The organism is Bacillus sp. FSL K6-3149, assembly GCF_038630515.1.
GTDB classification, from domain to species: Bacteria; Bacillota; Bacilli; order Bacillales; family Bacillaceae; genus Bacillus; species Bacillus pumilus.
In genome coordinates this window covers 954927-967805 of the sequence record NZ_CP152034.1, presented here as the reverse complement: position 1 = coordinate 967805, position 12879 = coordinate 954927, and the positions used below count along the sequence as shown (strand labels likewise).

At 45.5% G+C, this 12879-nt stretch carries 6 protein-coding genes, 2 tRNA genes and 2 rRNA genes; all 10 read right to left on the bottom strand.

The window, feature by feature from the left end; all coding sequences use genetic code 11:
• Positions 1-41: 41 nt before the first annotated feature.
• A 23S ribosomal RNA gene (locus tag MHB83_RS04940) occupies positions 42-2972 on the bottom strand.
• A 98-nt stretch (positions 2973-3070) separates the two neighbouring features.
• A tRNA-Ala gene (locus MHB83_RS04935) sits at positions 3071-3146 on the bottom strand.
• A 14-nt stretch (positions 3147-3160) separates the two neighbouring features.
• A tRNA-Ile gene (locus MHB83_RS04930) sits at positions 3161-3237 on the bottom strand.
• A gap of 95 nt (positions 3238-3332) precedes the next feature.
• Positions 3333-4881 (bottom strand): 16S ribosomal RNA (locus MHB83_RS04925).
• Together the 16S and 23S rRNA genes with 2 tRNA genes alongside form the textbook arrangement of a ribosomal RNA operon.
• Before the next feature lie 366 nt (positions 4882-5247).
• Entirely contained in the window at positions 5248-7749 is a 2502-nt protein-coding gene (gene gyrA / locus MHB83_RS04920; protein WP_003214767.1) for a DNA gyrase subunit A, read from the bottom strand.
• A gap of 232 nt (positions 7750-7981) precedes the next feature.
• Positions 7982-9898, bottom strand: coding sequence for a DNA topoisomerase (ATP-hydrolyzing) subunit B (gene gyrB, locus MHB83_RS04915; RefSeq protein ID WP_284907719.1), 1917 nt, complete (start codon positions 9896-9898; stop codon positions 7982-7984).
• 57 nt (positions 9899-9955) lie between these two features.
• Entirely contained in the window at positions 9956-10201 is a 246-nt protein-coding gene (locus MHB83_RS04910; RefSeq protein WP_003214686.1) for an extracellular matrix/biofilm biosynthesis regulator RemA family protein, read from the bottom strand.
• Between the two features lie 17 nt (positions 10202-10218).
• Positions 10219-11331: a DNA replication/repair protein RecF gene (recF, locus tag MHB83_RS04905; protein WP_003215341.1), complete on the bottom strand. Its 1113-nt coding sequence runs from the start codon at positions 11329-11331 to the stop codon at positions 10219-10221.
• Positions 11332-11347: 16 nt separating this feature from the next.
• Positions 11348-11563, bottom strand: a complete 216-nt coding sequence (yaaA, locus tag MHB83_RS04900; RefSeq protein WP_003215257.1) for a S4 domain-containing protein YaaA — start codon at positions 11561-11563, stop codon at positions 11348-11350.
• Between the two features lie 149 nt (positions 11564-11712).
• On the bottom strand, positions 11713-12849 hold the full coding sequence (dnaN, locus tag MHB83_RS04895) for a DNA polymerase III subunit beta (protein ID WP_106033057.1): 1137 nt from the start codon (positions 12847-12849) through the stop codon (positions 11713-11715).
• Positions 12850-12879 lie beyond the last annotated feature (30 nt).

Sequence of the window (12879 nt, the reverse complement as noted above, 5' to 3'; positions counted from 1 at the left end):
CTCAAAACTAGATAACAATGTTCAAGCTTCACATTAGAATATAGGTTAAGTCCTCGATCTATTAGTATCTGTCAGCTCCACGTGTCACCACGCTTCCACCTCAGACCTATCAACCTGATCATCTTTCAGGGATCTTACTTCCTTGCGGAATGGGAAATCTCATCTTGAGGGGGGCTTCATGCTTAGATGCTTTCAGCACTTATCCCGTCCGCACATAGCTACCCAGCGATGCCCTTGGCAGAACAACTGGTACACCAGCGGTGCGTCCATCCCGGTCCTCTCGTACTAAGGACAGCTCCTCTCAAATTTCCTGCGCCCGCGACGGATAGGGACCGAACTGTCTCACGACGTTCTGAACCCAGCTCGCGTACCGCTTTAATGGGCGAACAGCCCAACCCTTGGGACCGACTACAGCCCCAGGATGCGATGAGCCGACATCGAGGTGCCAAACCTCCCCGTCGATGTGGACTCTTGGGGGAGATAAGCCTGTTATCCCCGGGGTAGCTTTTATCCGTTGAGCGATGGCCCTTCCATGCGGAACCACCGGATCACTAAGCCCGACTTTCGTCCCTGCTCGACTTGTAGGTCTCGCAGTCAAGCTCCCTTGTGCCTTTACACTCTGCGAATGATTTCCAACCATTCTGAGGGAACCTTTGGGCGCCTCCGTTACATTTTAGGAGGCGACCGCCCCAGTCAAACTGCCCACCTGACACTGTCTCCCTGCCCGATAAGGGCAGCGGGTTAGAAGGTCAATACAGCCAGGGTAGTATCCCACCGATGCCTCCACCGAAGCTAGCGCTCCGGTTTCCAAGGCTCCTACCTATCCTGTACAAGCTGTACCAACATTCAATATCAGGCTGCAGTAAAGCTCCACGGGGTCTTTCCGTCCTGTCGCGGGTAACCTGCATCTTCACAGGTACTATAATTTCACCGAGTCTCTCGTTGAGACAGTGCCCAGATCGTTGCGCCTTTCGTGCGGGTCGGAACTTACCCGACAAGGAATTTCGCTACCTTAGGACCGTTATAGTTACGGCCGCCGTTTACTGGGGCTTCAATTCGCACCTTCGCTTACGCTAAGCGCTCCTCTTAACCTTCCAGCACCGGGCAGGCGTCAGCCCCTATACTTCGCCTTACGGCTTCGCAGAGACCTGTGTTTTTGCTAAACAGTCGCCTGGGCCTATTCACTGCGGCTTCTCGGGGCTTTAACACCCTAAGAAGCACCCCTTCTCCCGAAGTTACGGGGTCATTTTGCCGAGTTCCTTAACGAGAGTTCTCTCGATCACCTTAGGATTCTCTCCTCGCCTACCTGTGTCGGTTTGCGGTACGGGCACCTCTCACCTCGCTAGAGGCTTTTCTTGGCAGTGTGGAATCAGGAACTTCGCTACTAAATTTCGCTCGCCATCACAGCTCAGCCTTTACGGGAAACGGATTTGCCTATTTCCCAGCCTAACTGCTTGGACGCGGATATCCAATACCGCGCTTACCCTATCCTCCTGCGTCCCCCCATTGCTCAAATGGTGAGGAGGTGGTACAGGAATATCAACCTGTTGTCCATCGCCTACGCCTTTCGGCCTCGGCTTAGGTCCCGACTAACCCTGAGCGGACGAGCCTTCCTCAGGAAACCTTAGGCATTCGGTGGACGGGATTCTCACCCGTCTTTCGCTACTCATACCGGCATTCTCACTTCTAAGCGCTCCACCAGTCCTTCCGGTCTGACTTCACAGCACTTAGAACGCTCTCCTACCACTGTTCGTAAGAACAGTCCGCAGCTTCGGTGATACGTTTAGCCCCGGTACATTTTCGGCGCAGAGTCACTCGACCAGTGAGCTATTACGCACTCTTTAAATGGTGGCTGCTTCTAAGCCAACATCCTGGTTGTCTAAGCAACTCCACATCCTTTTCCACTTAACGTATACTTTGGGACCTTAGCTGGCGGTCTGGGCTGTTTCCCTTTCGACTACGGATCTTATCACTCGCAGTCTGACTCCCAAGGATAAGTCATCGGCATTCGGAGTTTGACTGAATTCGGTAACCCGGTAGGGGCCCCTAGTCCAATCAGTGCTCTACCTCCGAGACTCTTACCTTGAGGCTAGCCCTAAAGCTATTTCGGAGAGAACCAGCTATCTCCAGGTTCGATTGGCATTTCACCCCTACCCACACCTCATCCCCGCACTTTTCAACGTGCGTGGGTTCGGGCCTCCATTCAGTGTTACCTGAACTTCACCCTGGACATGGGTAGATCACCTGGTTTCGGGTCTACGACCACGTACTCATGCGCCCTATTCAGACTCGCTTTCGCTGCGGCTCCGCATCTTCTGCTTAACCTTGCACGGGATCGTAACTCGCCGGTTCATTCTACAAAAGGCACGCCATCACCCTTTAACGGGCTCTGACTACTTGTAGGCACACGGTTTCAGGATCTATTTCACTCCCCTTCCGGGGTGCTTTTCACCTTTCCCTCACGGTACTGGTTCACTATCGGTCACTAGGGAGTATTTAGCCTTGGGAGATGGTCCTCCCGGATTCCGACGGAATTTCACGTGTTCCGCCGTACTCAGGATCCACTCTGGAGAGAACAACATTTCAGTTACAGGGCTGTTACCTTCTTTGGCGGGCCTTTCCAGACCTCTTCGCTTATATCGTTCCTTTGTAACTCCGTATAGAGTGTCCTACAACCCCAAGAGGCAAGCCTCTTGGTTTGGGCTGTTCCCGTTTCGCTCGCCGCTACTCAGGGAATCGCATTTGCTTTCTCTTCCTCCGGGTACTTAGATGTTTCAGTTCCCCGGGTATGCCTTCTCATACTCTATGTATTCAAGTATGGATACTACTCCATTACGAGCAGTGGGTTTCCCCATTCGGAAATCTCCGGATCAAAGCTTGCTTACAGCTCCCCGAAGCATATCGGTGTTCGTCCCGTCCTTCATCGGCTCCTAGTGCCAAGGCATCCACCGTGCGCCCTTTCTAACTTAACCATTTCTTACTTTAGAAAGAATCACTATGTGTGATGAACTTTGCATTGCATTCAATGTGAATGTATTACTTATTGTTATCTAGTTTTCAAAGAACACGTTGGTGGAGCCTAGCGGGATCGAACCGCTGACCTCCTGCGTGCAAGGCAGGCGCTCTCCCAGCTGAGCTAAGGCCCCGATTTAATAGAAGATGGTGGGCCTGAGTGGACTCGAACCACCGACCTCACGCTTATCAGGCGTGCGCTCTAACCAGCTGAGCTACAGGCCCATCTTTCATATCGAAGATATGATGTTGTAGGATCTTTTGCAAGTTCCTTCAAAACTAAACAAGACGAAAACGCACACTGCTCCATATATCCTTAGAAAGGAGGTGATCCAGCCGCACCTTCCGATACGGCTACCTTGTTACGACTTCACCCCAATCATCTGCCCCACCTTCGGCGGCTGGCTCCATAAAGGTTACCTCACCGACTTCGGGTGTTGCAAACTCTCGTGGTGTGACGGGCGGTGTGTACAAGGCCCGGGAACGTATTCACCGCGGCATGCTGATCCGCGATTACTAGCGATTCCAGCTTCACGCAGTCGAGTTGCAGACTGCGATCCGAACTGAGAACAGATTTATGGGATTGGCTAAACCTTGCGGTCTCGCAGCCCTTTGTTCTGTCCATTGTAGCACGTGTGTAGCCCAGGTCATAAGGGGCATGATGATTTGACGTCATCCCCACCTTCCTCCGGTTTGTCACCGGCAGTCACCTTAGAGTGCCCAACTAAATGCTGGCAACTAAGATCAAGGGTTGCGCTCGTTGCGGGACTTAACCCAACATCTCACGACACGAGCTGACGACAACCATGCACCACCTGTCACTCTGTCCCCGAAGGGAAAGCCCTATCTCTAGGGTTGTCAGAGGATGTCAAGACCTGGTAAGGTTCTTCGCGTTGCTTCGAATTAAACCACATGCTCCACCGCTTGTGCGGGCCCCCGTCAATTCCTTTGAGTTTCAGTCTTGCGACCGTACTCCCCAGGCGGAGTGCTTAATGCGTTAGCTGCAGCACTAAGGGGCGGAAACCCCCTAACACTTAGCACTCATCGTTTACGGCGTGGACTACCAGGGTATCTAATCCTGTTCGCTCCCCACGCTTTCGCTCCTCAGCGTCAGTTACAGACCAGAGAGTCGCCTTCGCCACTGGTGTTCCTCCACATCTCTACGCATTTCACCGCTACACGTGGAATTCCACTCTCCTCTTCTGCACTCAAGTTTCCCAGTTTCCAATGACCCTCCCCGGTTGAGCCGGGGGCTTTCACATCAGACTTAAGAAACCGCCTGCGAGCCCTTTACGCCCAATAATTCCGGACAACGCTTGCCACCTACGTATTACCGCGGCTGCTGGCACGTAGTTAGCCGTGGCTTTCTGGTTAGGTACCGTCAAGGTGCGAGCAGTTACTCTCGCACTTGTTCTTCCCTAACAACAGAGCTTTACGATCCGAAAACCTTCATCACTCACGCGGCGTTGCTCCGTCAGACTTTCGTCCATTGCGGAAGATTCCCTACTGCTGCCTCCCGTAGGAGTCTGGGCCGTGTCTCAGTCCCAGTGTGGCCGATCACCCTCTCAGGTCGGCTACGCATCGTCGCCTTGGTGAGCCATTACCCCACCAACTAGCTAATGCGCCGCGGGTCCATCTGTAAGTGACAGCCGAAACCGTCTTTCATCCTTGAACCATGCGGTTCAAGGAACTATCCGGTATTAGCTCCGGTTTCCCGGAGTTATCCCAGTCTTACAGGCAGGTTACCCACGTGTTACTCACCCGTCCGCCGCTAACATCTGGGAGCAAGCTCCCTTCTGTTCGCTCGACTTGCATGTATTAGGCACGCCGCCAGCGTTCGTCCTGAGCCAGGATCAAACTCTCCGAAAAAGTACAAAACCGAAGTTTTGTTTTTCGTCAGCGTTTGACTGACTACCTATGATATAACATAGGATTTTTTTATAAAAACTCGAATTAACAGGTACGTTTTGTCTTGTTTAGTTTTCAAAGAACTTGTGTGTCACTCTCTTAAAGCGACCACTTAAATATATCATATATCTCTATCAACAGTCAACATTTTTCTTAAAAAACATTTTGTTTTTCTAAGAAGTTTTTACTGGGGAATGAGATAAAAAATAGAGCCTCTTTTTGCTCCTTTGAAAGATTAACACATATCTATGAAAAAAGCATTATAAATTTCAAAAAAAGTGATGTTTTTTCAAAAAAAATAAAGCCGGTGAAAAACCGGCTTTATTTTTACTCAGATTGCTCTTGATCTGACTCTATATTCTCTACGTTCTCTTCATTATCTTCATCGTCTTCTTGTGATTGTTCAACTAATGCCACTGTTGCGACATGTTCCTCATCACCAAGACGGATTAGGCGGACACCTTGAGTGACACGGCCTGTTGTCGAAATGTCTGAAACGGCCATACGAATGATGACACCGCTCCCTGTAATAATCATCAAGTCTTCTTCAGCTTCAGCATTGGTCGCCTTCACTGTGACAAGCGGACCATTGTTGTCAGTGATCTTACATGTTTTAAGACCTTTACCGCCTCGAGTTTGAACACGGTATTCTTTTTCAGGCGTTAATTTACCATAACCTCTTTCGGTTACGATCAATACGTTTGCATCTGGCTCAAGGATTTCCATTCCAACGACGATGTCATCCTCAGAAAGTGTAATCCCTTTGACCCCAGCTGCCGTACGTCCCATTTCACGAACATCTGTCTCGGCGAAACGAATCAGCATCCCCTTTTTCGTTCCAATGATGATTTGTTTTTCTCCATTGGTTAAACGAACAGCCATCAGTTCATCTTCGTCACGAAGGCTAAGTGCAATAAGACCGTTGTTTCGAATGTTAGCGAACTGAGACAATGTCGTCCGTTTTGATACACCGTGTCTTGTTGTAAAGAAGAGGTACGAATTTTCATCAAATTCGCTTACTGGAATAATGGCGTTAATCCATTCTCCCTTTTCTACTTCAAGAAGGTTAATGATCGGAATCCCTTTCGCTGTCCGTCCGAATTCAGGAATCTCATACCCTTTCGCACGATAAACCTTCCCTTTATTAGAGAAGAAAAGAATCGTATCGTGGGTCGATGTTGAAATCAACTGTTCAACGAAATCATCTTCGTTGGTTCCCATTCCTTGGACACCTTTACCGCCTCTTTTTTGACTGCGGTATGTTGATGCAGGGAGACGCTTGATATAACCATTATGCGTCAGCGTAATCACGATGTTCTCAACAGGAATCAAATCTTCGTCTTCAATTGTTTCAATACCCGCTGTCACAATTTCAGTACGGCGCGTATCATTGAAGCGTTCTTTAATTTCTATTAATTCTTCTCTAATGATTTCAAGTACTTTCTCATTGTCTGCTAAAATGGCTTTTAATTCAGCAATCAAATCAACAAGTCCTTTATATTCATCTTCTATCTTTTCTCGTTCTAGACCAGTCAAACGCTGAAGTCGCATATCAAGAATGGCCTGTGCCTGTTTTTCAGACAAGCTATAGTTCTCCATCAAACCATTTCTCGCAATTTCTGCAGTTTGAGAGCCTCTAATTAAAGCAATGACTTCATCTAAGTGATCAAGTGCAATTCTCAGACCTTCTAAAATGTGTGCTCTTGCTTCTGCTTTACGTAGCTCATACGCTGTTCTTCTGCGAATGATCACTTTTTGATGCTCTAGATAGTACTCTAGACATTGTTTGAGGGACAAGACTTTCGGCTGTCCATCAACAAGTGCTAATAAGTTGATACCAAAAGACGTTTGAAGTGTCGTTTGTTTATAAAGATTGTTTAATAGAACATGAACGTTTGCATCTCTACGCAGTTCAATGACAATACGCATACCATTACGATCTGATTCATCGCGCAAATCTGTAATGCCATCAATCTTTTTATCACGCACAAGATCAGCAATTTTTTCAATTAAACGGGCTTTGTTGACTTGGTAAGGAATCTCATTGATAACAATGCGCTGTTTACCACTAGATGTTTCCTCAATATCCGATTTTGCTCTTAATGTAATAGAGCCGCGCCCTGTCTCATACGCCTTCCGAATACCACTTCGGCCAATGATTTGACCTGCTGTTGGGAAATCTGGACCTGGGATGATATCCATAAGTTCCTGTGTGGTCATTTCAGGGTTTTGACTGATAGCCAATACCCCATCAATCACTTCACCTAATTGGTGTGGCGGAATATTGGTCGCCATTCCTACAGCAATTCCTGTCGCTCCGTTGACCAATAAGTTCGGGAATCTTGCAGGCATCACCATTGGCTCTCTTTCACTGCCGTCATAGTTATCCTGATAATCAATGGTATCCTTAGTGATATCACGGAGGATTTCCATAGAAATCTTCGATAGACGTGCCTCGGTGTAACGCATCGCCGCTGCTCCGTCTCCATCGACTGAACCAAAGTTTCCATGACCATCTACTAACATATAACGATAGTTGAAGTCTTGCGCCATACGAACCATCGCTTCGTATACAGCACTGTCACCATGAGGGTGATACTTACCGATAACTTCCCCGACGATACGTGCAGATTTCTTAAATGGTTTATCACTTGTCATACCTAGGTCATTCATCGCATACAAAATTCTTCGATGCACGGGCTTTAATCCGTCACGCACATCTGGTAATGCACGCGACACAATCACACTCATTGCATAATCTAAAAAAGACGTACGCATTTCCTGACTAATATTCACTTCGCGTACATTTGGTGTATGTTGTTCACTCACTATAAGAACCTCCCTTTACGTATCACATGAAATAAATTATGTGGGAGTAAAATATGTATTTATCTTCACAAGACTATTCTCCATTATATCAATAATCTCGTCTTTATACACATTTATTTACTAGAAAATCAGCGAAAACACGGAAAAACAGGACATTGGTTACACGCCCCTATTTCTTGAAAAACAACCTTATTCCAAACAAGAAATAAGGTTGTTCTCAGTAGGGATCTATCTAAATATCGAGGTTTTTCACGTATTGCGCATTTTCTTCGATAAAGTTTCTTCTCGGCTCTACTTTATCTCCCATGAGCATTTCAAATGTCTCATCAGCATCGATCGCATCCTCAAGTGTGACTTGAAGAAGTGTTCTCGCATCAGGGTCCATTGTTGTTTCCCAAAGCTGAGTTGCGTTCATTTCTCCAAGACCTTTATAGCGCTGAAGTCCAGGTTTTGGTGTTTGAGGCAATGTCTTTAGCAGATCATCTAGCTGTTTATCGTTATACACATACTCAACACGTTTACCTTGCTGCACTTTAAATAAAGGTGGCTGCGCAATATACACATAACCGTTTTCAATGATTTCACGCATGTAGCGATAGAAGAATGTTAAAAGCAGCGTTCGAATGTGCGCTCCATCGACATCCGCATCTGTCATGATCACAACTTTGTGATAGCGAGCTTTCTCTAAATTAAAGTCTTCTCCGATTCCAGTCCCTAACGCTGTAATCATTGACCGAACCTCGTTGTTCGATAGAATTTTATCTAGTCGCGCTTTTTCTACGTTTAGGATCTTCCCTCTTAACGGTAAGATTGCTTGGAAGTGACGATCACGACCTTGCTTAGCAGATCCACCCGCAGAATCTCCCTCTACGATATAAAGTTCAGAGATGGAAGGGTCTTTAGAAGAACAATCCGCCAGTTTCCCCGGTAAGCTGGAGACTTCCAGTGCACTTTTACGTCTTGTCAGCTCACGTGCCTTTTTGGCAGCCATTCTTGCACGAGCTGCCATCACGCCTTTCTCCACAATTTTCTTTGCAGCATCAGGGTTCTCTAAGAGGAATTTCTCAAGTGCTTCAGAGAAAAGGGAGTCGGTAATGGTTCTTGCTTCTGAGTTACCGAGCTTTGTCTTCGTTTGTCCTTCGAATTGAGGATCTGGATGTTTGATGGAGATAATGGCTGTTAAGCCTTCTCGCACATCTTCACCGCTCAAATTCGAGTCTCCATCTTTGAATACGCCATTTTTACGAGCATAATCATTGATGACACGTGTCAGACCTGTTTTAAAGCCTGCTTCGTGTGTTCCGCCTTCATACGTGTTGATATTGTTGGCGAAGGAATAGATGTTGCTTGTATAGGAATCGTTATATTGTAATGCCACTTCAACCGTGATTCCATCTTTTTCACCTTCGATGTAAACGGGTTCTTCATGAACGACTTCTTTTGAGCGATTTAAATGTTCTACATAGCTCTTAATACCGCCTTCATAGCAGTATTCATTTCGTCGTTCTTTCCCCTCGCGTAAATCTTCAATAACGATGTTGACACCTTTTGTTAAGAAAGCTAACTCACGTACCCGGTTGGCAAGTGTGTCGTAATCAAATTCAATGGTTTCAGTAAAAATTTCTGTATCTGGCACAAAATGAGTGGTTGTCCCTGTAACATCTGTTTCACCAATGATCTCTAAATCTCCAACTGGAACACCACGTTTGAATTGTTGATAATGAATTTTCCCATCACGATATACGGTCACGTCTAAGGTCGTAGATAACGCATTAACAACAGATGCCCCTACGCCATGCAGACCGCCAGATACTTTATAACCGCTGCCGTCAAATTTACCGCCAGCGTGAAGAACAGTCATAATAACCTCTACAGCAGGACGTCCCATTTTCTCATGAATCCCAACAGGAATTCCGCGGCCATTATCTTTCACTGTAATGCTATTATCCTTTTCAATTTGCACCGTAATATCTGTGCAATATCCAGCTAAAGCCTCATCAATACTGTTGTCGACAATTTCCCATACAAGATGGTGAAGTCCTTTTGCACTGGTTGACCCAATGTACATTCCTGGACGTTTTCTAACAGCTTCTAGTCCTTCAAGCACCTGTATCTGATTTTCATCATAACTATTATGTTGCTGTTCCATTGCCACGTACATTCACCTACACTTTTCTTAAACGATATATTTATATGAATTGAGCTTTTAGACTTCAATTTCAATCACAAATGAAGCACGTTTTTTGAGCGTGCTTGAGGAAAGAGGAGAGTAATAAACAGATTTAGTTGTGACGACGATGGATTTGGGTGTCCCTTGTGATAACGAAATGATTTGTCCTTCTTGTTTTAGGAGAAACTCTTCCACAACAGAAGACGACCTCATTTTGTAATCAACAATTGCGACAATCTCTCGTGTAGAAACAACACAATCATCACCTAAATGAATATACAAGACCCACACCTCATTTATCAGTCAATTACTTTTCCACTGGCTACTCTGAAAATTTCCGCTTCTTTCAAGGTGGCGTGATCGATGCCTTCAACACTTGTTGTGGTGACGAAGGTCTGTACACGTCCCTGAATGGTATGGAGCAAATGAGACTGTCTGTAATCATCAAGTTCAGATAAAACATCATCGAGTAGAAGAATGGGATATTCTCCGATCTCTTCGTGTATCAAGTCGATTTCTGCCAGCTTTAGTGAAAGAGCTGTTGTTCTTTGCTGCCCTTGAGAGCCATATGTCTGAACATCCCGACCATTCACAAAGAAAAGAAGGTCATCTCTGTGAGGTCCCCACAGCGTCACTCCTCGGTCTATTTCTCTGTCTCTTAGTTTCTGAAACGATTCTTCATAGCTATTCTTTATTTTCGACAAGTCTGACGCTTCTGATACCTCTATCGCCGTGTGGTATTGGAGCGTGAGTGTTTCTAGCTCTCTAGAAATGCCAAAATGCAACGGCTGCGCCCATTTCTCGAGCTGTTTCGTAAAAGTCAGTCGTCTTTTGACAACTTTCGCTGCCGCATCAATCAACTGCTCTGTTAAAACCTCCAGCATCGCTTGATCCTTTTGCTTTCTTGTCTGCAATTGTTTCAAGTAATGATTCCGCTGAGAGAGAATTTTTTGATAGAGCGATAAATCATGCAAGTAGACAGCAGAAACTTGTCCAATCTCCATATCGAGAAATCTTCTGCGGATTTGCGGGCTGCCCTTCACAAGACTTAAGTCCTCTGGTGCAAACATGATGGTGTTTAACGCACCAACATAATGACTGAGCTTCTGTTGTTCAATGTGATTGACCTTGCCCTTTTTCCCTTTTTTTGAGATCACGAGCTGCATTGGGAGTGGACCATTTTTTTTGATGACTCTACCTTCTATTTTAGCATAGTCTTGGTCCCATCGGATAAGTTCTTTATCATTTGACGTACGATGCGACTTTGCCATCGACAATACATAGATCGCTTCCATCAAGTTCGTTTTACCTTGGGCATTCTCACCGATCATGACATTCACCTTGTTGTCGAATTGAAGCTCGGTGTGTTCATAGTTTCGGTATGAAGTTAACGCCAGACTTTGAATGTACATGTATTGTCACCCGTTTCTAATTCACAACTTGAAATGTGCCATAACCTTCTATCTCGACAACATCTCCTGGGTATAGTTTGCGTCCCCGTCTATTATCTGGCTCTTGATTAATGAACACCTCATGTTCACTTAAAAACCATTTCGCCATTCCGCCAGATTGGATGACTTCGGCTAATTTCAAAAACTGCCCTAATGTAATCATTTCTTTCTCAATGGTTATAAGATTAGGCATTGTATCGACCTCTTTCAATATCACTAATATCTAATTGTACTAAAAAACAAGACAAGAAGGAAAGGGGGAAAGCGAACTGGGATGAAAGAAAGCATGGTAAACGAGAAGAAAAGCTGCTGTGCACTCTCACAGCAGCTATTTTAGTTGAATTAATATGTTCTGACTGGAAGAATCAACTGCAAGATTGAATCATCATTTGGCGTGCGCAACAGGAAAGGTCTCATGGCACCAGTGAAGCTTACATGAATTTCAGTTCCCTCTAATACTTTTAACGCATCCAGCATATATTTTGGACTGAAGGAGATTTTAAGGTCCTCCCCTTTAATGTCATCTGCTTGAACCGTTTCGACTACTTTACCGATCTCAGGTGAATTAGAAGAAATCTCAAGGCTTTGTTCAGGATCAGCTGACAGCTTTACGACGTTATTGCGTCCTTCTCTTGCCAAAAGTGATGCACGATCAATGGCTTGAAGGAATTCCTTCGTGTTGACCACGACATCCGTTTTACTTTCCTGCGGGATCAGGCGAGCTGTATCTGGATAATTACCATCCAGCAATCTTGAGAAGAACAACACGTTTTGTGCTTTAAAGAGAACTTGAGTTTCTGTAATTACGATGCTCACAAGATCTTGTCCATCATCAAGGATTCTACTTAGCTCTGTTAAACTTTTCCCTGGAATCACGACATTGTATGAGCTTTCCTCGTCAATATCCAACTTCGCTTTTCTTAAAGCAAGACGGTGGCTATCCGTCGCTGTGCATATTAATTCACCTTTTTCTACCCTCCAGTTTACACCTGTCAAGATAGGTCGTGTTTCTGAGGTGGACACTGCAAAAACAGTTTGACGAATTAAGTTTTTAAGCAGGTCTGTCGGAATTTGAAATGCATGATGCTCTTCGATTTGCGGAAGATGCGGATATTCCTCAGCATCTAAGCCGTTTAAGTTAAATTCCGCTGAACCAGAACGGATGATGGTGAGGTGATTTTGTTCTACTTCAATTTCGACAGTAGTCATTGGCAGTTTCTTCACAATTTCACTAAAGAAGCGGGCCTGAAGCACAATACTCCCTGGACGATCAATCGTGATCACTTCTAAATCTCCATCTCTTTGAGAAATAAAGGATTCAATTGAGATATCAGAGTCGCTTCCTGTGAGAGAAACCCCCTCATCAGATGCAACAATTTTTATCCCTGTCAAAATAGGTATCGTTGTTCTAGAGGATACGGCCTTTAATACATCTTGGACACTTTCGACAAGACGATCTTTTTGAATCGTGAATTTCATAGTGGTCCTCCTAAATTTTCTTAATGACAT

Excerpts from the sequence above, each read along its gene's own strand:
- recF (WP_003215341.1), bottom strand. The coding sequence starts at position 11,331 with ATGTACATTCAAAGTCTGGCGTTAACTTCATACCGAAACTATGAACAC.
- yaaA (WP_003215257.1), bottom strand. The coding sequence starts at position 11,563 with ATGCCTAATCTTATAACCATTGAGAAAGAAATGATTACATTAGGGCAG.
- gyrB (WP_284907719.1), bottom strand. The coding sequence starts at position 9,898 with ATGGAACAGCAACATAATAGTTATGATGAAAATCAGATACAGGTGCTT.
- dnaN (WP_106033057.1), bottom strand. The coding sequence starts at position 12,849 with ATGAAATTCACGATTCAAAAAGATCGTCTTGTCGAAAGTGTCCAAGAT.